At 52.5% G+C, this 23,716-nt stretch carries 19 protein-coding genes and 1 tRNA gene; 2 read left to right on the top strand and 18 right to left on the bottom strand.

The annotated features are described in order from the left end of the window. Positions 1 to 2 precede the first annotated feature (2 nt). The 9 genes from hflK to AB8809_RS02625 form a co-directional block, all read right to left on the bottom strand. A complete protein-coding gene (gene hflK / locus AB8809_RS02665) occupies positions 3 to 1,265 on the bottom strand; it encodes an FtsH protease activity modulator HflK (protein ID WP_015841846.1) in 1,263 nt (420 codons plus the stop codon). Positions 1,266 to 1,361: 96 nt separating this feature from the next. Continuing rightward, positions 1,362 to 2,642 (bottom strand): ribosome rescue GTPase HflX, encoded by a 1,281-nt coding sequence (gene hflX / locus AB8809_RS02660; RefSeq protein ID WP_015841847.1) that lies wholly within the window; start codon positions 2,640 to 2,642, stop codon positions 1,362 to 1,364. Between the two features lie 94 nt (positions 2,643 to 2,736). Continuing rightward, on the bottom strand, positions 2,737 to 3,036 hold the full coding sequence (gene hfq, locus AB8809_RS02655) for an RNA chaperone Hfq (RefSeq protein WP_015841848.1): 300 nt from the start codon (positions 3,034 to 3,036) through the stop codon (positions 2,737 to 2,739). Between the two features lie 111 nt (positions 3,037 to 3,147). Beyond that, complete coding sequence (gene miaA / locus AB8809_RS02650) at positions 3,148 to 4,089, bottom strand: tRNA (adenosine(37)-N6)-dimethylallyltransferase MiaA (protein ID WP_180778746.1); 942 nt, start codon at positions 4,087 to 4,089, stop codon at positions 3,148 to 3,150. Next, on the bottom strand, positions 4,082 to 6,091 hold the full coding sequence (mutL, locus tag AB8809_RS02645; RefSeq protein ID WP_349854686.1) for a DNA mismatch repair endonuclease MutL: 2,010 nt from the start codon (positions 6,089 to 6,091) through the stop codon (positions 4,082 to 4,084). The genes miaA and mutL overlap by 8 nt, the downstream gene beginning before the upstream one ends. Before the next feature lie 51 nt (positions 6,092 to 6,142). Then, positions 6,143 to 7,816 carry an N-acetylmuramoyl-L-alanine amidase AmiB gene (gene amiB / locus AB8809_RS02640; protein WP_349854688.1) on the bottom strand — a complete coding sequence of 558 codons (1,674 nt, stop codon included), beginning with the start codon at positions 7,814 to 7,816 and terminating at the stop codon, positions 6,143 to 6,145. Beyond that, positions 7,813 to 8,295: a tRNA (adenosine(37)-N6)-threonylcarbamoyltransferase complex ATPase subunit type 1 TsaE gene (gene tsaE, locus AB8809_RS02635; RefSeq protein ID WP_349854690.1), complete on the bottom strand. Its 483-nt coding sequence runs from the start codon at positions 8,293 to 8,295 to the stop codon at positions 7,813 to 7,815. The genes amiB and tsaE overlap by 4 nt, the downstream gene beginning before the upstream one ends. A gap of 37 nt (positions 8,296 to 8,332) precedes the next feature. Further along, positions 8,333 to 9,877, bottom strand: coding sequence for a bifunctional ADP-dependent NAD(P)H-hydrate dehydratase/NAD(P)H-hydrate epimerase (gene nnr / locus AB8809_RS02630; protein ID WP_349854692.1), 1,545 nt, complete (start codon positions 9,875 to 9,877; stop codon positions 8,333 to 8,335). A 92-nt stretch (positions 9,878 to 9,969) separates the two neighbouring features. Next, positions 9,970 to 10,854 (bottom strand): hypothetical protein, encoded by an 885-nt coding sequence (locus AB8809_RS02625; RefSeq protein ID WP_349854694.1) that lies wholly within the window; start codon positions 10,852 to 10,854, stop codon positions 9,970 to 9,972. Positions 10,855 to 11,021: 167 nt separating this feature from the next. Between AB8809_RS02625 and queG the strand changes: the two genes are divergently transcribed. Next, entirely contained in the window at positions 11,022 to 12,161 is a 1,140-nt protein-coding gene (queG, locus tag AB8809_RS02620; protein ID WP_181846005.1) for a tRNA epoxyqueuosine(34) reductase QueG, read from the top strand. A gap of 513 nt (positions 12,162 to 12,674) precedes the next feature. Here the strand turns inward: queG and ahpF are convergent. The 3 genes from ahpF to AB8809_RS02605 all read right to left on the bottom strand — a co-directional run bounded on the left by ahpF (position 12,675) and on the right by AB8809_RS02605 (position 16,690). Further along, complete coding sequence (gene ahpF / locus AB8809_RS02615; RefSeq protein WP_015841856.1) at positions 12,675 to 14,237, bottom strand: alkyl hydroperoxide reductase subunit F; 1,563 nt, start codon at positions 14,235 to 14,237, stop codon at positions 12,675 to 12,677. Positions 14,238 to 14,366: 129 nt separating this feature from the next. Further along, on the bottom strand, positions 14,367 to 14,930 hold the full coding sequence (ahpC, locus tag AB8809_RS02610; protein WP_010287114.1) for an alkyl hydroperoxide reductase subunit C: 564 nt from the start codon (positions 14,928 to 14,930) through the stop codon (positions 14,367 to 14,369). A 110-nt stretch (positions 14,931 to 15,040) separates the two neighbouring features. Then, entirely contained in the window at positions 15,041 to 16,690 is a 1,650-nt protein-coding gene (locus tag AB8809_RS02605; RefSeq protein ID WP_349854697.1) for a DUF4153 domain-containing protein, read from the bottom strand. Between the two features lie 109 nt (positions 16,691 to 16,799). Between AB8809_RS02605 and AB8809_RS02600 the strand changes: the two genes are divergently transcribed. Then, the gene (locus AB8809_RS02600) at positions 16,800 to 17,240 is read left to right on the top strand and encodes an autotransporter domain-containing protein (RefSeq protein ID WP_369987050.1); all 441 of its coding nucleotides are present in this window, start codon (positions 16,800 to 16,802) and stop codon (positions 17,238 to 17,240) included. A gap of 199 nt (positions 17,241 to 17,439) precedes the next feature. Here the strand turns inward: AB8809_RS02600 and AB8809_RS02595 are convergent, their stop codons facing one another. From AB8809_RS02595 to AB8809_RS02570, 6 genes are all read right to left on the bottom strand, one after another. Beyond that, positions 17,440 to 18,699, bottom strand: coding sequence for an HlyD family efflux transporter periplasmic adaptor subunit (locus AB8809_RS02595; protein WP_349854699.1), 1,260 nt, complete (start codon positions 18,697 to 18,699; stop codon positions 17,440 to 17,442). Then, complete coding sequence (locus tag AB8809_RS02590; protein WP_349854701.1) at positions 18,692 to 20,158, bottom strand: TolC family protein; 1,467 nt, start codon at positions 20,156 to 20,158, stop codon at positions 18,692 to 18,694. Before AB8809_RS02590 ends, AB8809_RS02595 begins: the two co-directional genes overlap by 8 nt. Continuing rightward, positions 20,151 to 21,389 (bottom strand): ABC transporter permease, encoded by a 1,239-nt coding sequence (locus AB8809_RS02585; protein WP_349854703.1) that lies wholly within the window; start codon positions 21,387 to 21,389, stop codon positions 20,151 to 20,153. Before AB8809_RS02585 ends, AB8809_RS02590 begins: the two co-directional genes overlap by 8 nt. Next, a complete protein-coding gene (locus AB8809_RS02580; protein WP_349854705.1) occupies positions 21,382 to 22,083 on the bottom strand; it encodes an ABC transporter ATP-binding protein in 702 nt (233 codons plus the stop codon). Before AB8809_RS02580 ends, AB8809_RS02585 begins: the two co-directional genes overlap by 8 nt. Before the next feature lie 320 nt (positions 22,084 to 22,403). After that, on the bottom strand, positions 22,404 to 22,856 hold the full coding sequence (locus AB8809_RS02575) for a flagellar protein FlhE (RefSeq protein WP_181830260.1): 453 nt from the start codon (positions 22,854 to 22,856) through the stop codon (positions 22,404 to 22,406). A 499-nt stretch (positions 22,857 to 23,355) separates the two neighbouring features. Beyond that, positions 23,356 to 23,431 (bottom strand) — tRNA-Gly (locus AB8809_RS02570). Between the last annotated feature and the right edge of the window lie 285 nt (positions 23,432 to 23,716).

Here is a 23,716-nt window from a genome sequence, read left to right as displayed (position 1 = left end):
GATTATTCTCTCCCTACTCGAGTGAAGTCATCACGCTGCGCATTTGCTCTGCGCTGATCCATGATATTTCCATTGTTACTGCTGCGCGTCTGGTTGCTGTTCGCTGCACCGCTGCTGCCAGTGGGCAGACGCAGTGGGCTAGCGCTGCTGTTATTGCTGTTGCTTTGCGTATTTTCACCGCCTTGTCCACGCAGCATCTGATCCAACGGCAGCACCATCAGGTTGCCCCCCTTGTCATTGACCAGCACTTTGCGGGTATGGCTCAGCACGCGTTCCATCGTTTCGATATACAGACGCTCGCGGGTGATTTCCGGCGCGGCTTTATATTCCGGTAAAACTCTGGCGAAACGGGCAACTTCACCCTGAGCTTCCAGAACGGTACGGGTTTTATAAGCGCGAGACTCTTCCAGAATACGCTGAGCCTGACCGTTAGCACGCGGCTGCACTTCGTTCGCGTAAGCTTCCGCTTCACGAATATATTGCTGTTCGTTTTCACGTGCGGCAATCGCATCATCAAACGCAGCTTTCACTTCCTCCGGCGGACGCGCGGTCTGGAAGTTGACGTCCAGCAGCGTGACACCCATGTTGTACGGACGAACGGTTTCTTCCAGTACACGCTGGGTATCCGTACGCACGATGGTACGGCCTTCTGTCAAAATTTTGTCCATCGTGTACTTACCAATAACGCCGCGCAGCGCACTGTCAGTGGCCTGACGCAGGCTGTCATCCGCATTGGTTACGCTGAACAGATATTGTTCTGGCTGCGTGACACGATATTGCACGTTCATTTCAACGCGCACGACGTTCTCGTCTGACGTCAACATCACGCCCGACGTCGCCAGTTCACGCACCGACTCGACGTTCACTGCGCGAACAGAGTCGATGAAGGTCGGTTTCCAGTTAAGACCAGGCCCAACCAAATGGCTAAATTTACCAAAGCGCGTTACGACACCGCGTTCCGCTTCTTTAATGGTATAGAAACCCGTAGCAGCCCAAATGACAACCGCAGCGACGGCAGCGATACCGACGATCCGACCACCCAGAGCTGGGCCGCCAGAATTTCCGCTGTTGCTTGAGCCAGAACCTTTTCCGCCACCCAGATCGCTGAGTTTTTTGCTCAGTTTACGGAAGATGTCGTCCAGATCCGGCGGCCCCTGATCTCGGCCACCTTTATTGTTATTTCCGCCAGAGTTGCCGCCATTATTGCTGCTGCTCCCCCACGGGTCGCGGTCTTGTCCGTTATTACCGGGCTGATTCCACGCCATGTTTTAGCTCCATTCTTTATGATAGGTGTTCTTCAGGTTCAATATCCCAGAGTCCGTCAGACTATTTCACCGTTCAGACTGTTTTTGCCAGTCAAATCAGACAATATAGTCCATCAGTTCCTGCTCTTTTTTGCAGAGGCGGCGCCAGTCAGCAATCGGCATACGAATAACCAGACCAATTTGCCCATCCTCTTCAATCCATTCTTTTTCTATTGCCTGAAGCTGGTAAAAACGACTACGCAAGCGTCCTGCCTGCGGGGGAAGGTGCAAGGTATATTGTGCGATTTCCCCGGAAAGCCGCTCAGTCAATGCCTGAAATAGCAACGGAATACCGTCACCAGTCTGTGCTGAAAGCCAGACCCGTACCGGTAGATTCTCTTCGTTGCGATCGATACGCGGAACGAAATCATCCAGCATATCAATCTTGTTCATTACCAACAGCGCAGGTATTTCATCCGCCTCGATTTCCGCCAGTACGTCATTAACCGCCTCGATGTTCTCGTCAAGACGAGGATCGGCGGCATCAACAACGTGCAACAGCAATGAGGCCTGACGTGTTTCCTGTAATGTAGCCTTAAACGCAGCCACCAAATCGTGGGGCAACTGCCGGATAAAACCTACGGTATCCGCCAGCACTGTATCACCGACATCATCCACTTCAATGCGACGCAATGTTGGATCCAGTGTGGCAAATAACTGATCGGCGGCATAGACGCCCGCCGATGTAATCTTGTTAAACAGCGTGGATTTACCCGCATTGGTATAGCCCACCAGCGACACGGTGGGCACATCGGCGCGAACCCGCGACCGCCGTCCCTGTTCACGCTGTTTTTCTACCCGTTCAAGACGCGACAGTATCTGAGTGATACGGTTACGTAATAAACGACGGTCGGTTTCAAGCTGGGTTTCACCCGGGCCACGCAAACCGATACCGCCTTTCTGGCGTTCAAGGTGCGTCCAGCCGCGAACCAATCGAGTCGCAAGGTGGCGCAGCTGTGCCAGTTCTACCTGTAATTTCCCCTCGTGAGTACGCGCACGCTGGGCAAAAATATCTAAAATCAGTCCGGTACGATCGATCACCCGGCACTCGCACAAACGCTCCAGATTACGTTCCTGAGCTGGCGTAAGCGCATGATCAAACAGCACGACAAACGCGCCGGTTTCTTTGACTACATGAGCAATTTCTTCGGCTTTACCTTCCCCGACAAAATACTTGGGGTGAGGTGCCTTACGGCTACCAGTCACTACCTGCAAGGATTCAATACCGGCAGAAGAAACCAGAGATTCAAACTCCAGCAGATCGTCAGTATCTCTATCTTGCGAGAAAAAAATATGAACTAATATGGCCCGTTCACCTGATTCATAACGGTCAAACAAGCGAGTAACCTCTTAAACGAGCAAAAAACACCACAGCGAAGGAGCCGAGCGATGCGTCCAGCTCTCCCGCGCCGTGGTGAATTGACAATACGCCTTATTCGGCGTCATCAGCTTCCTGCGACTGCTGCGAAGCCGCCGTGTTGTTACCGTGATAATTGCTGCCGCCGCCTGGATTGTTGCTATGGTGAGATACAGGACGAGAGGGAACAACTGTAGAGATGGCGTGCTTATAAACCATCTGACTTACCGTGTTTTTCAACAAAATCACGAACTGATCGAAAGATTCGATCTGACCTTGCAGCTTAATACCGTTCACCAAATAAATCGAAACCGGAACACGTTCACGACGCAAAGCGTTCAAGAACGGATCTTGCAAAGATTGCCCCTTAGCCATTCTATATTTTCCTTATTTGTATGTTGTTTGTAACAAAGAGCCCTACGGCTCTAAAATAACGGTGTAAAAACTTGCACGCTGAGACTCACCGATTGTACACAATCACCCAACCTATGCACTAACAACCTCTATTACCTTGTCCAGTGCTTCAGTCGGTTTTTCGCTATCCAGCCAGCAGACATCATCCCAACCGCGTAGCCAGGTCATTTGGCGCTTCGCTAGCTGACGCGTCGCACAAATTCCCCGATAAACCATTTCATCGTAATCAATTTCACCGGATAAATATGACCACATCTGGCGATAACCAACGCAACGAATAGAGGGCATATCCGTATGAAGGTCTTGCCGGGCAAATAATAACCGGGCTTCTCTCTCAAAATCCGCCGCCAACATCTGGTGAAAACGCTGTTCAATTCGCTGATGCAACAATTCACGTGTCGCCGGGGCGATAGCAAACTGATGAACCTGATAGGGCAGCGCGTCGCCAGACGTTTTTGTCAGTTCAGTTAAAGTGTTACCTGAAACGAAAAAAACTTCCAGTGCTCGCGAGAGTCTCTGCGGATCATTTGGATGAATCCGAATTGCAGCTACCGGATCGATCTCACTAAGCTGCCGATGCATCGCTTCCCAGCCGACTTCTTTTGCCTGTTCTTCAATGCGCTGGCGCACGGCAGCATCGGCTGGCGGCAGAGGAGAAAGCCCTTCCAGCAGTGCCTTGAAATACAGCATCGTCCCCCCAACCAGAAGGGGAATGCGCCCGGCTGCGGTAATTTCCGCCATCTCACGTAGCGCATCGCGGCGAAAATCGGCCGCAGAATAAGATTCCGCCGGGTCGAGAATGTCGATTAACCGATGCGGTGCCAATGCCAGCTCTTCCGCACTCGGTTTCGCAGTCCCGATATCCATGCCTTTATAAATGAGGGCGGAATCTACGCTAATCAACTCTACCGGCAAATATTCTCTTAACGCCATTGCCAACGCCGTTTTTCCTGACGCCGTTGGCCCCATGATAAAAATGGCAGGCGGCAACGACGCTTTTTCTACATCACTCATGCTTTAAAGCCTTGATGGCATCATGGATGTCCATCATATATAAAAGTTCAGACGGCGGCGTTTTTGCCAACTGCGGACAAAGCCGCTCGACATCCGCCAGTAATTGTATGGCCTGAGAATGGCTCCAGCTTTCCTGCTCACTCTGCAATCGTGTTGCCATCCACGATGCTAATTCACCAGGTTCCACCTGCTGTGTCTCAACCGTCTGATAGTTGGCCAGATAGCCTATCAGTTCGGAGATCAAGTTTTGTAAATTTTGTTGGCGCAATGGTAAAGGTACAGCACGCAGCGTTGCACGCTGTGACTCAACCAAGACATCAATACCAAAACGCGCCAGCAAGGCGTGATGTGCAGACAACACGCTCAGCTCAGATTTACTCAACGTCAGACGCTGCGGAATCAATAACGGCTGCGCCCGCAGCCCCTCTTCCGACGGCGTCAACTGCACCGCCTTCAGATGGCGCTCAGCAACCGAAAGCGACAGCATCGCCAGCCCCTTATGGTACTCCAACAGCGCGTAGCACGGCGGATAAACCGTCAATACGCGCCCGAAACCGTTCGATTGGCTTTCCAGCGGCGACTCAATCGGCGCGCGTGGCTTGCTACTGCTGGTTGTAACATCTGGCGCGGTTCGATTTGGGGGGGAATCGTGTGATGCCGTCGACAGCACCACTACCTCTGGCGGCATAACGCGATTCGCCGGTACAGAAATACGCTCACCAGACGGGTTTGACGCACCTGCCGCGCCATCCGCTGGTTGCAACAACGCCTTATACAGATCGCCCTGTTTTTTCTGGTACGGATTCTCCGGTTGATAGCCGGAATAAGCAGATTCTTTCGCCTGACCAGAATGCCCCGCACGCGGCGTTTTCCCGCCATACGATGGGGAGTTATCGGTACGCGGCGGCTGGGCAAAATGGTTTTCGCCAGCAGCAGGACGATTTTCCTGCTGCCATTGCACGGGCTTCCCAGTCTCCGGCGATGTCATGCCGAGTCCCGGCGCGGATGCCTGTTGCAAAACGGACATCACCGCCTGATAGATAAAATCATGCACCAGACGCGCCTGATGGAACCGCACCTCATGCTTGGCGGGATGCACATTGACATCCACCTGATGCGGGTCGATCTCCAGATACAATACATAAGCGGGCTGCTGATCGTCGCTAAGCTGATCCTGATAAGCCTGTCGGATAGCGTGATTGATGAGCCGATCGCGCATCATGCGCTGGTTCACGTAGCAATACTGCATATCCGGCAGCTGTTTAGCGCCAACCGGATCGGCCACCCAACCATGAATGGTGAGATCGCCATGTTGCCAGGAGACCGCCAGCGCATGTTGCAGGAAGGTCGCCCCGCAGATGTTGCCCAAACGGCGTTCATACTGACTTTTATCCGGTGCCGCACGATATTGTCGTATCAGCTTACCGTTATGATGCAGCGTAATCGCGACATCGAAACGCGCCAGCGCAATGCGGCGCACCACCTCATCAATATGCGTGAATTCGGTTTTCTCGGTACGCATGAATTTGCGGCGGGCGGGCGTGTTATAAAACAGATCCAGCACTTCCAGCGTAGTGCCAACAGGATGGGCGGCGGGCTTGACCGTCACCGCCATGTCGCGCCCTTCGGCATAGGCTTGCCAGGCTTCGGATTGTTCAGCGGTGCGTGATGTCAGGGTTAAGCGGGAGACAGAACTGATACTCGCCAGCGCTTCGCCACGAAAGCCCATGCTGACGATCGCTTCCAGATCGTCGAGCGTCGCAATTTTGCTGGTCGCATGGCGCGCCAGCGCCAGCGTTAACTCATCCTTTCCGATGCCCGAGCCATTATCACGAATACGAATCAGCTTCGCACCACCGCGCTCGATGTCGATATCAATCCGAGTTGCCCCTGCATCCAGACTGTTTTCCACCAGCTCCTTCACGACCGAAGCCGGACGCTCAACCACTTCTCCGGCGGCAATCTGGTTAGCCAACTGCGGTGGCAACACCTGAATCGGCATGGCGTATCCCTCTTACAATCCTCAATCTCTCGACATCGTCAGCATGAAGCATCAGGCGGACGGAATAATCAGCATTTGCCCCAGTTGTACCGTGCCGGAACGCATATTATTCGCCTGTTGGATATCTTTCATGCTGACACCGTAACGGGCAGCGATCGCACTCAGGCTATCACCCTTTACGACCTTATGCTTCACCGGCGCTGCCTTTTTGGGCGCTGGGGTTGATGCCGTCTGTTTCGTCCCTGTCGCCGGAATATTCAGGCGCTGTCCAACCCAGACGATATCCTTATTCAGCTTATTCACATCACGCATGGCTGCGAGGCTGACGCCATAACGCCGCGCAATGGAAGAAAGTGTTTCGCCACGCGCAACGGTATGACGCGTGCTGCCCGCACTTGCTTTTGCCGTGCTGACGTTATCACTCGACGTTGCAGTATCACTTGCCGCCGACTGTAGTGGGCGGCTTTCCTGCTTTGGGAGGGATTGCATCGGGTGCGTTTGGAAGTACCCCCTCAGCCCCTGATAAATCGCGTTGGCGATTTTTTCCTGATAATCGTTACTGCCCAGCAGTCGCTCTTCTGCAACGTTACTGATAAATCCGGTTTCCACCAGCAGAGAAGGAATATCCGGCGAACGCAATACCCCTAAACTGGCGTGCTCAGGGCGTCGTTTATGCAGCCCACCGACACGCTGGAGTTCGCGCAGTACTTTCGTCGCCACGTCATATCCCACACGCTGGGAGTGACCAAATTGCAGATCCAGTACCGCCTGACTGAGGTAAGGATCGGCGCTGCTGTTCGCTAACAGATCGCCCGCGCCGCCCAACAGTTCAGACTGTTTCTCGTGCTGTTCCAGCCAGTTTGCCATTTCGCTGTTCGCACGGCGGTTGGACAACACCCAAACGGAGGCGCCTTTGGCATTACGATTCGGCGCGGCATCCGCGTGAATCGACACTAACAGGTTCGCACCCTGCTTGCGCGCCACGTCCGAACGCCCCATGACGGAAATAAAGTAGTCGCCGTCGCGCGTCAGCACACCTTTAAAGGCCGGGTCGCTATTCAGTAAAGCTTGTAGCTTACGGGCGATAGAAATGGTGACATTTTTCTCCCTCAGACCGTTCGGGCCAATCGCCCCAGGATCCTGCCCGCCGTGACCAGCATCAATCGCCACAACAACACGTTCATTCCCCTGCCGAACCGGCGCGCGGGTAGTCGATGACGAACTGCTACTAACGACCACGGTAGGTTTATTGGTAAACGGATTTTTGGCGGGCTCTGCCGGTGCGCTATTTTGCTGCCGCGAAGCCGGAGGCGCTGAGACTGGTACCGTTTTCGCTTTATCACCGGTGATGGTGAAAACCACAACGTAGCCCGATCCTTCTTTTTGCGTCACCGCTCGCGTTTTGGCCGCCTGAGTCAAATCCAGCACCAAACGCAGGCTTTGTGCATCCTGCGCATTGCTGGTACGCACACGCTTAATCAGGTTTTGCCCGCTGAAATCCAACGGCAGGCCTTGAATGACGCCGGTCTGACGAATATCAATGACCACTCTGGCAGGGTTACTCAGCGGGAAAAAAGCATAAATAGGCTGACCGCTAAAGCTCAGGCGCACCGTGGCCTGACCTGAGGCATTGTCTACCTTAATGTCCGACAGATTCGCTGCCCACGCCGCCCCTGCCAGCAACAGCCATACGCCGATGAACAGCGTAACCATACGACTCATCATGATTCTGTTGTTCCTGGCTGAAGAGAAAAACGTTGTAACATTGCGTCTCCTGCCGCAGAGACCGCGGACAGTTCAGCCTGTCGGCCTTGATCCTGATAGCGCAAATGCAGTTCGATATCCGCATCGGGCAGCACGCCTGCGCCCTGTTGCGGCCATTCAATCAGACAAATGGCGTCCTGCGTCAAATAATCACGGATCCCCATAAACTCCAACTCTTCCGGGTCGGCCAGTCGATAGAGATCAAAGTGGTAGACAGCCAGCGGCGATAACGCATAAGGCTCTACCAGCGTATAAGTGGGGCTTTTGACATTGCCCTGATGACCGCGCGCCTGTAGGAACCCACGACTAAACGTCGTTTTCCCCGCGCCAAGATTGCCATAAAGGTGGATAACACAAGCGCCGTCACAGGCTTTCGCCAGCGCCGTGCCTAATGAGATAGTGGCTGCCTCATCCGGCAGAAGTAAGACTATTTTTTTCATTCTATTGTTCTAAAAACATAAGTCCTAAAAACATCGGCTATAAACACATCCGCTCGGGATTAACATATCGAAACAGCACCGGCAGTAAATCGGTTGCCAGCATACCTCGGGTCCCGCGTCGTGCCGCCAACCAATCGGCCGCCGCACCGTGTACAACACACCCGGCACAAGCCGCATCATACAGCGAGAGCTTTTGTGCCAGCAAACCGCCGACAATACCTGATAGCACATCTCCCATGCCACCTGTCGCCATGCCTGGGTTTCCCACATCAGCAATGGCAATCTCGTCTCGCTCGCTGGCAATCACCGTTCCCGCCCCTTTTAACACAACAACGCCACCATAGCGTTTTACCAACCGTGTCACCGCAAGTAAGCGATCACTTTCAATATCAGAGACACGGCAATTCAGTAAACGAGCAGCCTCGCCGGGGTGAGGTGTCAGCACGCGATTCTGCCGCTTATGCGGATTGATTGCCAGCAGGTTAAGCGCATCCGCATCCCATAACATGGGTTTGTTACAATTTTCTGCCAGACGCAGCGCGCTTTTACCCCATTCATCCTGTCCTAAACCGGGTCCAATCACGACGACATCCGCCCATTCCAGCCCCTGATGCAAGGTATCTGTCGTCAATTCCTGCACCATTAACTCAGGCCGGGCCGTGAGAAACGCCGATTGATACTGTTTGTGAGTAAGTACTCGCACTAAGCCTGCGCCGCTGTGTAACGCAGCATCGGCGGCCATCAATACCGCGCCACCTAGGCCAGCGTTGCCACCTACCACCAACAGCCTACCGTTATCACCTTTATGTTGTCCGGCTGGTCGAGGAGACAACCATTTGGCAAGCTGCGCCGCAGTCAGTCGCCGTATCGGCGCGGTTTGGTCATCCAGCCATGTCTGTAAGCCTAGCGAGTGGTAATGTAATTTCCCAACCTGTTCACGAGCACGGCCAGTCAGTAAGCCCGGTTTCAGCGCGATAAACGTCACCGTCTGCGCCGCGCAGATCGCAACGCCAGCACAAGCGCCGGTTTCGGCATGTAATCCAGAGGGAATATCCAGTGAAACGATAGGGGCGGGATAAGCATTTGCCTGCGTGATTAACGCATCATAGGGTGCACGCGGAGCAGCGGAAAGCCCGGTGCCGAGCAGGCCATCAACGATGAGATCGATCCCTTCTGGCCACGGCGAATCAGCATCCTGCGCATTCACATCCTGAACACACCCGCCCTGCTCCAGCCAGCGCTGGCGGGCAAGGCGAGCGTCATCGGGCAATGGCTTATCGCTGGCACAGGCAACAACATCCACGTCAATGCCCGCTGCCATGGCCAAACTGGCGACCACATATCCATCGCCACCATTGTTGCCGTGTCCGGCCAGAACTCGCCAGCGTCGAGCCGAGGGGTAGCATTGGCGCGCCACCTGAAATGCGGCGTCTCCCGCACGCTGCATGAGCGCCCACAGCGAAAGCCCTGATTCGGCGGCTGCCCTGGCTTCTTCATGGCGTAGCCACTCGGCGTAAAACACCGAATCAGGCAATGTGGTTTCTGCCGTATCGAGCCGATAAGGCTCAGTGGCGTGATGCATGTTGTTCTCCATCAATGGCATGGAACATGCATTTCAAGTTAGCAAGGTCTGTCCCGCTTCGCCAGAGAGAACGGTCAGATGATCAAGGTGTATTAGCGAGAAATATCAGGCAGCGAGGCAAAGAACTGGTCGATCCGCTTTACCGCGTATTGCAGCGTTGGTTCATTAAAAGCGTTTTTTAATACCTCAAGCGCGCCCGACATAAAGCCAGATGGGGTGGACAAATCAATATCCGCAAATGGATTGCTTATTTCTGCTTGCTTCAGCTCGTTAACCTGTCGGGCAGCGTTGTTCTGATACTCACGTCCCCAGTCAGGATGTTTAATGGCGGCAGTGCTGACGAAGCTGATAAATTCCTCTAACCCTTTTACAGCATCACCGGATTCGAGTGCTTCCCGATACTTCTCATATTTCTCCGGCTCTTTCTCTTTCATAATCGCACTCCAGTCCACCTTATATTCCGTCGTTCCGGGTATGTATGAAGGGGGATTGTAATAAGAGACATTGCCTTTTTCGTCCGTCGTCCGCGTCTGCGAGATTGCGGCGATTTGTTTCATCGCATCCAGAAAGGATTGTTTCTGCTCGTCATCGATATAGTGTTCAGCCAGATAAGCAGCCTGAGAAAGCCCCAGTGCTAACGAGGCTTGACGCTGTTCTCCATTCAACACTGAGCTATTCATAAGATTTTCATCGATGATACGGTAAACCGCCTGAGACACCTGCTCGGGCTGATCGGCTAGCGCCTGTGACAATGCATTGTCGATATCAGAAGAGAAAAAACGGTGGGCCGATTGCGATATAATATCGTCTTGTAACTCTTTCCGCCCTTCCTGACTAATTTGTACCTGTTCAGCATCAAGGGTCATCGCCGATTTATCCACGTTAACCAGCTGTGCAGCCTGCCGTTGATTAACATCAATGCTGAGATCCAAGCCGTGAATCGTGGTGCGATAAAAGGACAATGGTGCCATTTCCATGTAGAGCCCCCAGAGTTTTATAATTGGCGCGATGCTATTTTTAAAATATCGACGGTAGTCTCAAAAACTTTATCTGTACTTTTTATCGACAGCTTTCTTCTGTTCCACGGTGATACCGGGACTTTGTGATAAAATCGAGACAATACAGTACATTTTTACGGTTCCCCATGTCATACCCCTACGATCTCAATGAATTAGCGCAACACATCAAACAATGGGGACAGGAATTAGGGTTCCAGCAGGTCGGAATCTGCGACACCGATTTGTCCGCAGAAGAGCCCCGGCTTCAGGACTGGCTGGATAAGCAATACCACGGAGAAATGGACTGGATGGCGCGTCATGGCATGCTGCGGGCACGTCCGCATGAGCTGCTGCCCGGCACACTGCGCGTCATTAGCGTTCGTATGAATTATCTGCCCGCCAAAGCCGCGTTCGCCAGCACCTTAAAAAACCCGGAACTCGGCTACGTTAGCCGCTATGCGCTGGGCCGCGATTACCACAAGCTATTACGCCAACGGCTGAAAAAACTCGGCGATCAGATCCAGGAATACTGCGGTGAATTGAATTTCCGTCCCTTTGTCGATTCCGCGCCCATTATGGAGCGCCCTTTGGCTGCGAAAGCCGGGCTGGGCTGGGTTGGTAAACACTCACTAATTCTGAACAGAGAAGCGGGTTCCTGGTTCTTTCTCGGCGAACTGCTGATCGATTTACCCCTGCCCGTCGATCGACCACAAGAAGAACAGTGCGGCCGCTGTGTCGCCTGCATGACCACCTGCCCAACAGGTGCGATTGTCGCACCGTATACCGTCGATGCCCGCCGCTGTATTTCCTATCTGACCATTGAATTGGAAGGTCCGATTCCTGAAGAATTCCGTCCGCTAATGGGCAATCGCATCTATGGCTGCGACGACTGTCAGCTTATTTGCCCGTGGAATCGGTTTTCACAGCTCACCGACGAGGCTGATTTCAGCCCGCGTGCCGCGCTGCACACGCCGGAGCTGCTGACGCTATTCGGCTGGAATGAAGAGAAATTTCTGCGAATTACGGAAGGGTCACCGATCCGGCGTATTGGTCATCTCCGCTGGCTACGCAATATTGCCGTCGCGCTGGGGAATGCTCCCTATCAGGATAGTATCGTGCTGGCACTGCAAACCCGTCTGGGTGAAAGCGAACTGTTGGATGAACATATCCACTGGGCGATTCGCCAGCAGTTGGAACGCCGCGCATCGCTGGAAATTGACGTCCAATCTACACAGAAAAAACGACTTATTCGTGCAGTCGAGAAAGGATTACCGCGCGATGCGTGAGTCGCTCAAACCGTTGTCATTAGTTTGTCGCACGCGCTGTGAATAAATAAAAAAACCGTTGCCAATCAACTGTCACAAAAAGTACAAGCGATCGTTATAATATTTTATAAGTAAAATTTATGAATAGATATCAATAAGATACCCTACAGTATTTTATCAACAACATAGCATGATTACTAAATAACCAACGGACAGCCTGTGGATAAGTCTGTTAAGAAGAATATGATTTTTTGTATTAACTGATAAAAAATGGTGTGGATTGAGGTAACGCCAACGCTCGAAATACAATGCTGTGTAGACAGCAAAAACGTGCAATAGCACAGAGCGGCCAGCATTATGAATTTCTTATTGTCCCTTGGCAAGGGCTGAGATCTAATTTTTACGATCGAAAGGAAAATTTTGAGGCGAAAAAACGCGGCGACGCCTCTTTTGAGACATCGCCGCACGGAAAGTAAAGGTCATCGTCAAAGCAACAGGAGAGAGGCAGATGCATCCCTCTCCCATAGGCCAATATTACGCACGAGTTCTAATCAGATAGTCAAAGGCGCTCAGGGACGCTTTTGCGCCTTCACCCGTCGCAATGATGATCTGCTTGTATGGCACGGTCGTACAGTCACCGGCAGCAAAAACACCTTTCACGCTGGTTTCGCATTTGGCATCGATCTCGATTTCACCGATGCGGTTTCTGGCTACCGTACCTTCCAGCCAGTGGGTGTTAGGCAGCAGGCCAATCTGCACGAAGATCCCTTCCAGCGCTAAATCGTGCACCGTATCGGTAATACGATCTTTGTAGCTCAGCCCCGTGACCTTCTGTCCATCGCCTTTCACTTCTGTGGTTTGCGCATTCAGAATGATGTCAACGTTCGGCAGGCTACGCACCTTGTCCTGCAATACCGAATCCGCTTTCAGTTCCGGTGCAAACTCAAGCAGCGTGACATGTTTCACCACGCCAGCCAGATCGATAGCCGCTTCCACACCGGAGTTCCCGCCGCCAATCACCGCGACGTGCTTGCCTTTAAACAGCGGACCGTCACAGTGCGGACAGTACGTTACGCCACGCGTACGGTACTGATCTTCGCCGGGTACATTCATGTTTCTCCAGCGCGCGCCGGTTGCAATGATCACGCTACGCGCTTTCAGCGTCGCACCGGATACGGTAATCACCTGATGCGGCTTGCCGGGTTCGCCACCGGGAATTAGTGCTTCTGCACTCTGCGCATCGATCACATCAACATCGTAGTCATCAACATGGCTCTTCAGCGCGGTCGCCAGTTTGGCTCCTTCCGTTTTCGGAACGGAAATGTAGTTTTCGATATCAACCGTATCCAATACCTGACCGCCAAAACGTTCACCGACCAAACCGGTACGAATACCTTTACGCGCCGAATAAACCGCCGCGGCTGCCCCTGCTGGGCCGCTACCGATGATTAACACGTCATAGACGTCACGCTGGTTCAGCTTCTCGACCTGCTTAGCGCCCGCGCCAGTATCGATTTTAGTCACAATCTCTGCGAGGCTCGTCCGCCCCTGACTAAAGTGTTCGCCGTTCAGGAAAACGGTCGGAACGCCCATGACATTGCGGCTTTGGATCTCATCCTGAAACACACCACCGTCAATCGCGGTATGAGTGATATTCGGATTCAGCACCGCCATTAAATTCAGTGCCTGCACCACGTCCGGGCAGTTGTGGCAGGACAGCGAGTAATACGTTTCAAAGTGGAACGCACCGTCAAGATTACGGATTTGATCGAGTAATTCTTTCGCTTCTTTCGACGGATGGCCGCCCACCTGCAATAACGCCAGAATCAGGGAGGTAAATTCATGTCCCATTGGCGCACCGGCAAAACGCGGGCCGCTCTGGGAACCTGGATTGGTAATCAGGAATGAAGGCTTACGTACTGCCAACTCATTCTTTTCAACAAAACTTACCCGTTCAGACAGCTCAGCGATTTCAGTCAGCAAGGTTCTGACTTCAGCAGATTTCGCGGAGTCATCCAGAGTCGCAATCAACTCAACAGGTTTGGTTAATTTTTCCAGATAGGCTTTCAACTGGACTTTCATCGTATTGTCGAGCATTGGTCGTCCTTAATTAGGCAAGTGGGTACAACGTCAAAATCGTGCAGGGTTCTGGCCCCAAAAAACCGGGCCAGAAAAATCGGGTGCAACGCACCCGACAAAAACCGCTATGTTTTCCGAGGTGTTAGCTTAGATTTTGCCAACCAGGTCCAGAGACGGTGCCAGTGTAGCCTCGCCTTCTTTCCACTTAGCCGGGCAGACTTCGCCTGGGTGAGAAGCAACGTACTGAGCCGCTTTCACTTTACGCAGCAGGTCAGATGCATCGCGGCCAATACCTTCAGCCGTGATCTCTACCGCCTGGATGATGCCCTGTGGGTCAACGATGAACGTACCGCGGTCGGCCAGACCTTCTGCTTCGCGCATGTTTTCAAAGTTACGCGTCAGCTGGCCAGTTGGGTCACCGATCATGGTGTATTTGATTTTGCCAATCGTTTCAGAGCTGCTGTGCCACGCTTTGTGCGTGAAGTGGGTGTCGGTGGAAACAGAGTAGATTTCCACGCCACGCTGTTGGAATTCGTCGTAGTAGTCAGCGACATCACCCAGTTCGGTCGGGCAGACAAACGTAAAGTCAGCCGGATAGAAGAAGAATACGCTCCATTTGCCTTCGATATTCTTCTCGGTCACTTCGATGAATTGACCGTCTTTGAAAGCCATGTTTTTGAATGGTTTAACTTGGGTATTGATTACTGACATCACTTTATCCTCATGTGTTTTCGCATGTGGCTAAAGTACAGAAATGTGATCGCTATCACCAATCCGTTGTCTTTATCGAATCAATAAGCAATACCTAACGTAGGACGGGATCAGGGATAGGTGATCTCCATATTCTGATCCCCGATCCTGATTGTCTTGAAGCGTGGGGCAACGGCTTCAACCTTGCCATCTTTCACCAGTGCGACCAGTTTTTCCGTCCCTATCGCGCCAAACATACTGGCCGCAATCTGCCACTGTCCCTTTTCATCACGAGCGAGGATCTTCCCACCATTTCCCCAGCCCACTCGGGGAAAAACGAGCACTTCGTTATGACCATCGCCTGTCAAATCAATAGCAAAGAGCAGGCAAGCCATTTCCCTGCACTGATTACCCAGATTATCGCCCTGCAGCATGCTTTCGACCCCGTCTTCCAACGTCCCCACCCACTCAACCTGAACGGGGCGGACTTGTGCAGGACGCCCCTGCAGCCGATCTCGCAGTGCCTGTCGCCCTGCCGCATCAAGAATTCGGTCCTGCTTCAATTCTTCGGCCAGCCAGTTAAACTGCTTCCTGCCTGCCGTGCCTAACTCATCGCGCAGCGCCCACAGATCAAAATCATCGATCGGCGTTTTTCCATTAAGCAAACGCTGAACCTGATTCCTCGCGCTAAAGGCTTCTGGGCTTAACAGCGGCGTATGCAGCAATATCACCAGAACGCAGATGATAGCCGCGAGCAGCGGATTGCTTGTACGTAAACGCCCTAACCAGACGCCAGAACGGCGAACGACAGCCCACACCATCGCCAGACTGTAAAGCATTGCAATCGTCACCACGAAGATCGACTGAAAACGGACAGGCGTTAGACCATACTGTTCGATGCGCAGCCAGCTGGAATAGCCCGCCAACGCCACCAACACAGGCAGACACAGCACGCTGGCGTTAACCAGCCCACGTAACACGGCAGGATAAGTGCGCCCCTCGTTATCATCCTGAGAGGCGCAGTTAATCAAAAAGAGATTTACGCCCATCAGGCATAGCAGAATGACGGTAGAACGGCCGGTATTCCATATCGGTTCCAGACCGCTAAAAGGCAGGGTCAAGGTGAAAACCACGGTAATCAGTGCACTAAGGGGCAGCAGGAAGCGGCAAGCCGATAGCAGAATCCCACGCAGCAGCCCGACGACCGCTTCTTTGGTCATTCCAATATACATGCCGACAGAAAACACCACCGGCAAGAGCAGCATATAAAACCGATAATGCCAAAGTACTTTACTCACCAGCCGGAACCCCAGCATGCTGAACAACATGCTGCACAGCACGAGCAAGAGTACGACCACCAGAACCACTAGCCAGGCCAGCAACACAGTAAAAATATTGTTCCAGGCGTGTTTACAGATCGCTTCATAAGACGGCCACCGCCCTTCACGGGTGGACCAGCAGCAAATGAACGTACAGCAGATATAACCGAACAGGATGCCACACAGTATCCAGGAATCAGGCAGTTGGTATCGCCCACTGTCATAGAAAACCCAGCCACTAATCGCCGTCATCAGCACGGTCAACGCACCGCCCCAAAGCCACGTCTTTTTCACAAAAAGCGTGCGTTCCAGCAATTGCAGACTCACTCCGCCCACTGCAGCCATCGTTATCAGCATGATCTGAAGCACGCTCTCTTCCATTTCAAGCGCGGCAACAAATAAAAGCCCCTGGAGCAGGCCAATGATCAGATAGAACCTTAACGATGGAGAACTGGCAGGCATGGCAAATCCTTTTAGCGATACAGATAAATGAACCTTCTACTTTAGCATCGAATCACCGCTGCCTGCGGATCTGGATGCCCGAACCCTTCAGGTATTTGGTGAAGCACGTATGAAATTCGATGCTAACGTAGTTTCCGTGGAGCCTTTCGCCAGACTCGCGCACGTCGCCAGTAAAATGGATAGTTTCAGCGAAACCGGCGGCGCTGCCGCCTTGGGCGGAGAGGCGATCAAAATGGATACGACCTTTTCTACCCTCGGCGTACGTCTGGAACGCAGTTTCGGCACGCAAGAACGAGCGTGGACGGTAAATGGCAGTGTCGGCTGGCGACATGCTTTTGGTGACATCGATCCCACAGCACGTCTGCACTTTATCGGGGCGGATAGCTACAGCGTCACGGGAACGCCACTGGCGGAAAACAGCGTACGAATTGAAGCTGGCATCGGCAAAAAACTGACCGACAATGCAAACCTGTCATTATCCTACGGCGGCCAATTCGGTGGCGGTGTGACCGATAATACCGCTAACCTGAAACTGAACGTCCGTTTCTAAAATACAACAACAGGTTAAGGCGGTAGGCATTCTTCTACCGCCTCACCATTTCGTTCTGTATCGTGACTCGTTATTGAGTCACTCACGCGCGTTATGCCACTGGTAGGCTATTCTCAATCAGGAAGGACGATTTTGCTCTGACACCATGAAACATTTGCAGTGTGATAGCGGCTGGCTGATGCAAGACTCAAATAAGTGACTAAGGAATCTGCACCTCGCCCGCTTCCAGCCCGGCGATCTCTACGCCCTGCGCCACCGTTTTCCCCAGCGTCACGTTGATTTTCTTTGGCGGAGCGTCAGCGGTCGGACGGTAAATCACATAGGCATCGCCATTCTCGTCAGTACGTACAGCCTGTGCAGGCACCGCGACGCCCTGTTCGTTGCGATAAACAATAATAGCCAGCCGCGCGCTCATCCCCAGTCGAATGTTTTGTCTTAGGTCCGCCAACGGCGTATCGAGCGACACCACCACATCATAGTAAGCACCGCTTCCTGACATATCAGCAGCATCGGCCTGCATATCAATCGAAGTAACCTTGCCCGTCAGAGTTTGTCCGGCAAAACCATCCCCTGTCACGTTAACCGCCATCCCCTCTTGCAGCTGGTGCAGGTCAGTTTCCTCTACCCGGGTTGCCACCTGAAAACGATCCTGAGCAATGACACCAAACAGCGGCGCCCCCTGACTGACCAGCAAACCGGCTTGGATAACCACAGGCTTGCCGTTATCAGGCGTAGCGGGGCGCACGACAAAACCGCTAAACGGGGCCTTGACGATTTGCCGTTCAACCTGCGCAGCCAGCGTCTGATAGCGCACCTGTGCATTCGTCAGTTCCATCTCTGCAATCTTGCTATCTTCACCGTTCCCACGCGCCAGTACCGTTTTCAGTTCCTCCTGCGCCGCGTTCAGGTCCTGCTCCTGTGAACGAATTTGCTGCTTTAGCGTATCAACTTCCATACGCGCGACGATGCCGCGTTCAAACAACGCCTGGGTATCGCGAAGATTGGCTTGCGTATTGTTAAACGTTGACCGGGCTGAGCTTACCGCGCGACGCGCACGCGACACCTCCGTGCTTTGTTCCCACTGCCTGAGCGTTTGTACCTCGCGCTGCGTCTTGAGCACGTCAGCCTGCGCCTGACGTAACTGGATCTCAATTTGTCCAGGATCTAGTAGCAGTAACGTTTGCCCTTTTTCGACGCGTTGCCCCTCACGCGCCAATACCTCACGGATAACGCCTTCAAAAGGCGCCGCCAGCGTTGTCTGCGTCGCGGCCTCGATTCGCCCAACCAGCCCGAGCTGATTTTCCAGCAACTGAGGCTGAACAGCGAGCCATTGCCCCTGAGGCGCGCTTTCCCGTTCGTTCGTACGCCCTGCCAGCAGCCAACTGAGCACGCCAAGTGCGGCGATCAGCAACAGCGCCATCAGGTGACGCCGGCGAGACAGAAAGTTATGCCTAATCATTGAGTGCGATATCCCAGCTTTGTAATGTGGTGCCCAGCGTCTCATCCAGTTCAGCCTGCGCATTAAGGTAGCTGATAAGCGCATTGAGGCGGGCATTTTCAGCGTTGCGTAAATCGTTCTCAAAGCTCAGCACCTGAAAGTTACTGGAACGCCCAACGGTGAGCTTTTCCCGCTCAATTTCCAGCTTGCGGCGCGACAAATCCCGCGCACGTTGGGAAATCTCAAACTGCCGCCAGCGCGTACCGATATCACGTACCGCATTGGTGACATCGCGTTCAAGCTGCTGCCTGACTTCATCCAGTTGGATATGCTGATTGCGCACATTCACTCGCGCCTGAACCTCCGCCTGACGGGTACTCAGATCGCCAATAGGAATCTCCACCTGAACGCCAACATAATTCTCCCAGGTACGTGAGGTGCTGCTCTGTGCCGCGCGGTCGCGTACCTGACTCGCGCCCCCGACCAACGAGACATCCCACAGACGATCGTTACGTGCAACCGCCAGACCGAGCGCAGCCTGCTCGTTAGCAATGATCTGTGCCAGATAAGCGGGCCGAGAGGCTTCGGCCTGCTTCAACGCCTGCGCAGCATTCACCTCAACGCGCTGTGCCTGCATGGCATCCGTTGCCACAATCAGCGTATTTAAATCCAACGCCAGAAGTTGCAGCAGCGCAAGACGGGCAGTATCCAACTGGTTTCTGGCTTCTTCATGCGCCAGTTCCTGTGTAGCCACTTCAGCTTCGGTTTGCACAATTTCAAATTCGGCCATGCGTCCGGCGGCAATCATTGCACGGTTGACCTCAACCAACTGGCGCGCCCGCGCCAGCGCATCACGAGCGATTTGCAATTGCTCCTGTGAGCGCAACAGTTCCCGATAAGCGGTGATAATCTGCGTAATCGTCTGTGAAACCGTAGATTTCAGCGCCAGACGATTTAACTGTTCAGTCAGTTGTGCAATGTGAACCGGCGCAGTCGTAACATCTTTACCTGCACCGCGAAGCAAAGGTTGGATCACAGTAATGTTGGCACCATCGTTACGCGACAGCCCGGCGTTATCAGCCTGCGTATGGCGGTAGGTCCAGCCGAGACTAAAACGAGTGCCATACGGCGTGAGCAGGGTTGACGTCGGCGTCAGATTCCCCTGCCGGTAACGATCGCTTTGGTTACGGTTGGAAAGGTAACTGCCCGTCAGCGACAGCTTGGGAGTAAAACGATCCTCCGCCACCCGAAGATCAAATTTCTGTGCGATACGATCCAGATAGGCGCTACGGATCGCGCGATTGTCGCGTAACCCAAGATAAATGGCATCGCTCAGCGTGAGATCGATCGTTTGTGCATTTAACGATGTACTGACTGTCGTCTGACCCTGCCGCGTCGCCTGAGAAGGATTCAACGCCGTTTCCGCATACCCTTCATGAGCAGAAAACAAAATCAGTAAACACAAGATAGATTTACGCATCGCGTAGCGCCTGTACGGGTTCAAGGCGTGCTGCGGTCATCGCCGGGTTAAGCCCAAAAAACAGGCCAATCGCCAATGAACTACCAATACCGAGGGGAAGTGACAATGCCGAAAGTGAAAAGGCTGACCAGCCTGAAAAAAAGACAAACAGCCACGCCGCCGCGATGCCACACACCGCCCCGATCAGGGCTCCGCAAGCGGATAACACCACAGCCTCCAGTAAAAACAGCCCCGCAATATCCCGCGGCCGCGCACCTAGCGCCATACGAACACCGATTTCACGACGTCGCTCGGATACATTCATCACCATGACATTCATCACCCCGACCCCGCCTACCAGCAGGGAAATCCCTCCCAGCCCCGCCAGCAGCCACGAAAACATCCTCGACTGCTGCGCCATTCCCTCCAGTAGCTGCTGTGGGATTTGCACATCGATATCCAGTTTCGGCATCAGAGGAACCAAATAATCCTTTAACTGTGAGCCCGTTTGCGCCAGCGTATCGCTGTTGTGGTTACGTGCAATTACGCTGACGATTTGTGGGGCAGGCATGACACGACGCATGCCAGAGATCGGCATCAGGATAGAATCATCAACCGAGACAGGTACCAGAGGGTTGTGCCCCTGCGGCTGAAGGATTCCGACGATCTCAAACAGGTATCCTCCCACCTGCACGCGTTCACCCAAGGCAGCGGTGCCTCCCTGCGATGCCCATTGTTCCGCAACATTCGCCCCCAACACGATATAGGTACTTTGCTCATCGAAATCACTCAGGTAGCGACCCTGCGCGAGCGTCAGCCCTAGCACGTCCGACAGTTCAGCCCGGCTGCCCACCACCATGGTGCTCAGTGAACGACCACGCAGCCGTGCTTCGGTGGAGGTAATAATTAGCGCGGTTGCCGCCTTAATATCAGGCAAGTTTTGTCGCAAAACGGGGATATCCAAGTCTGCCGGAGCCGAGCCGGTAGCATGGCTACCTACCCGATTCTGCACGGTGGCAACCAGCAGGTCGCTGCCCATTCCTCTGAATACGCCCATGGCTTCGGCTTCCGCGTTGTGCCCAATATTAAGCAAAGCGACAACAGATCCACATCCCACCGCAATTCCAAGGAGAGCCAGAACGGCACGCCGTCCCAGAAGAATAAGGCTGTTCAACGGCTCAAGCAGACGCTGTTGTAGCGAAGGACCATAGTGGCCTTGCCCCGCTTCCATCCGTGAGCGAGGGTCAGACATGGTTCACCTCATGGATTCGGCCGTCCTGCACATGAATGCGCCGGGCCATACGGCAGGCCATGCCTTCGTCATGCGTCACCATCACCAACGTCGTCCCCTGTTCGCGGTTCAATGCCAGCAAGAGCGTGATGATGTCATCAGCCGTTTGGCTGTCGAGGTTGCCGGTCGGTTCATCCGCCAGCAGAAGCGCAGGTTCACCAATCAGCGCACGCGCAATCGCCACCCGCTGACGTTGGCCACCAGACAGATCGGCGGGCCGATGGTGGGTTCGCTCGGCCAGGCCGACACGTGCCAGCTCTCTCTGCGCGGCTTGACGAGCGGCCTGTCGCGAGACGCCGCGGTAGGCCAAGGGAAGCGCAACGTTATCCAACGCATCCAGACGCGGCAGTAAATTAAAACTCTGGAAGACAAAGCCAATGGCCTGATTACGCACGATCGCACGTTCATCAGCACTCGCCTGAGACATATCTTGCCCTGCAAGCAGTAAACGCCCCGAGATGGGCTGATCGAGTAAGCCGATGATATTAAGCAAGGTGCTTTTGCCAGAACCCGATGCGCCCACGATCGCGCAGCTTTGTCCGGCAGGAATAGACAGTGAAATATCGTGCAGCACCGATTGAGAGGAAGCACAGATACTGTAGGTGTGTGAAATACCTTGTAAACAGATCAGATCCGTTATTCTTTCATCAGACATCCTTGCCTCTTTGCTGATCCCCGAAAGCATCACATTAATCGAATTATCCTACTGTTTACGCTTTAGGAAAACCATTGAAAGCACGTTCTTCATTGATTCAACGCATCACCGTGTAACGTCCGTGTTAAACCATCGTGAGCCATTTACTTTTTCGACACTCGGTAAATAATAAAACCAACCAATGAATTAACTTTCAGTCAAATAATACCTTCACTTAACTATTAATATGTGCAGGAATTCTATATTTACGATGTAAACCCCTGCACATGATATTAACGTCAAGTCACACCACAGGCATTAAATTGCAGTCAGATTCATTTTCACCAGCGATCGGTCCAATTTACGGTGAGCTGTGTAGGGCCAGAACCATAAATAGTACCGATTATTGATTTGCTATCCACACGATAATATAAGAAGAATGGTATGGTAGCCGACTTATACTTAAATGCAGTCGTTGAACCAGACTGCATATCGGAAATATTGATGCACGTCGATGTATTGCCCTGACATAAATAGACCGTCAGTGCTCCTTTGTTCCCGACCTGAAGCCGACCTAGCCCATAATTCCAATATATTATATTTACTTTTGTGTTAGCAGGAGGAGCAACGCCCGGAGATATGGGAAAAGTAAACTGGTTCCAAATATTTGCAGAATGAACATCCATTCTTTTCATATCCCCACTCGTATAAGAACCATCAAGTGCATGCGCTGTACCGACAAACAAACACAGGGGAAGTAAAGCTGTAGCCGAAAGATATTTTAAAATTTCCATACAATCCCTTTTAAAAGAAAAAATAGAAATGTTTTTATATCACAACAGAAATTATTTTAAAAAAGCTGAGAGATTAACATCAAGTTATTAAAAAAGAAGAGTAATAAACAAAATAAGACGTAAAAAATCTCCTACAACAGATAAAAAACAAAATATTATTTTTACTTTTTTGATGAAAAAGGAATAAAAGCAACACAGTCACCACACTAATATTTCATTATAATGATAAGATGAAATCGTTATTATCCTCTATATAAAAATAAGCACTATTAACTGATATGGAATGGGGCTCTGGAGGAAACCAGTGACAGAGTGGTCATAGACTCCTTGGGTTCGGAATGTTAAGTGATATATTCGATCTGGCTTTCCGCTGGATTGTCAAACAGGCGCTGAATTCCTGAAGAAGCGTAGATATTTAATGAGAGTAAAGACGATACCAAGAGGGGTACAAACACGCTGTCGAATTAAAGAAGAGAGTAACCAGGATGATGAAGAATTTTGGAGCGGGAAACGAGACTCGAACTCGCGACCCCGACCTTGGCAAGGTCGTGCTCTACCAACTGAGCTATTCCCGCATAGAATCGGATTTATTATCTCTTACTTCAGCAAACCACACTGAAATGAGAATCCATAAAACCCTACTGAATCACACGTAACCTAATGAATTTAATCACTATTTACTAACCAAGCGATTCAACGGTCAGCATTATGTACCAATCAACTTAGCGTGGCAAGCTCTTTTCGCTGAAAAACATTGCCGCACACTGTATCAGCAATATCGTATCAGCAACATCGCTGTGGAGGTGAAGCCATGAGCCCGCCTCCACAGCCAGACCGCCTGACATTAAGGCGGCCTGATA

The sequence above is a fragment of the Pectobacterium aroidearum genome (genome assembly GCF_041228105.1).
Taxonomy (GTDB): Bacteria; Pseudomonadota; Gammaproteobacteria; order Enterobacterales; family Enterobacteriaceae; genus Pectobacterium; species Pectobacterium aroidearum.
Note: the sequence above shows the minus strand (reverse complement) of the source record. Positions and strands in the feature narration are given on the sequence as shown.

Coding starts and splice junctions, on each gene's coding strand:
- hflK (WP_015841846.1), bottom strand. CDS start 1,265: ATGGCGTGGAATCAGCCCGGTAATAACGGACAAGACCGCGACCCGTGG.
- hfq (WP_015841848.1), bottom strand. CDS start 3,036: ATGGCTAAGGGGCAATCTTTGCAAGATCCGTTCTTGAACGCTTTGCGT.
- miaA (WP_180778746.1), bottom strand. CDS start 4,089: ATGAGTGATGTAGAAAAAGCGTCGTTGCCGCCTGCCATTTTTATCATG.
- mutL (WP_349854686.1), bottom strand. CDS start 6,091: ATGCCGATTCAGGTGTTGCCACCGCAGTTGGCTAACCAGATTGCCGCC.
- amiB (WP_349854688.1), bottom strand. CDS start 7,816: ATGATGAGTCGTATGGTTACGCTGTTCATCGGCGTATGGCTGTTGCTG.
- tsaE (WP_349854690.1), bottom strand. CDS start 8,295: ATGAAAAAAATAGTCTTACTTCTGCCGGATGAGGCAGCCACTATCTCA.
- nnr (WP_349854692.1), bottom strand. CDS start 9,877: ATGCATCACGCCACTGAGCCTTATCGGCTCGATACGGCAGAAACCACA.
- AB8809_RS02625 (WP_349854694.1), bottom strand. CDS start 10,854: ATGGAAATGGCACCATTGTCCTTTTATCGCACCACGATTCACGGCTTG.
- queG (WP_181846005.1), top strand. CDS start 11,022: ATGTCATACCCCTACGATCTCAATGAATTAGCGCAACACATCAAACAA.
- ahpF (WP_015841856.1), bottom strand. CDS start 14,237: ATGCTCGACAATACGATGAAAGTCCAGTTGAAAGCCTATCTGGAAAAA.
- ahpC (WP_010287114.1), bottom strand. CDS start 14,930: ATGTCAGTAATCAATACCCAAGTTAAACCATTCAAAAACATGGCTTTC.
- AB8809_RS02605 (WP_349854697.1), bottom strand. CDS start 16,690: ATGCCTGCCAGTTCTCCATCGTTAAGGTTCTATCTGATCATTGGCCTG.
- AB8809_RS02600 (WP_369987050.1), top strand. CDS start 16,800: ATGAAATTCGATGCTAACGTAGTTTCCGTGGAGCCTTTCGCCAGACTC.
- AB8809_RS02595 (WP_349854699.1), bottom strand. CDS start 18,699: ATGATTAGGCATAACTTTCTGTCTCGCCGGCGTCACCTGATGGCGCTG.
- AB8809_RS02590 (WP_349854701.1), bottom strand. CDS start 20,158: ATGCGTAAATCTATCTTGTGTTTACTGATTTTGTTTTCTGCTCATGAA.
- AB8809_RS02585 (WP_349854703.1), bottom strand. CDS start 21,389: ATGTCTGACCCTCGCTCACGGATGGAAGCGGGGCAAGGCCACTATGGT.
- AB8809_RS02580 (WP_349854705.1), bottom strand. CDS start 22,083: ATGTCTGATGAAAGAATAACGGATCTGATCTGTTTACAAGGTATTTCA.
- AB8809_RS02575 (WP_181830260.1), bottom strand. CDS start 22,856: ATGGAAATTTTAAAATATCTTTCGGCTACAGCTTTACTTCCCCTGTGT.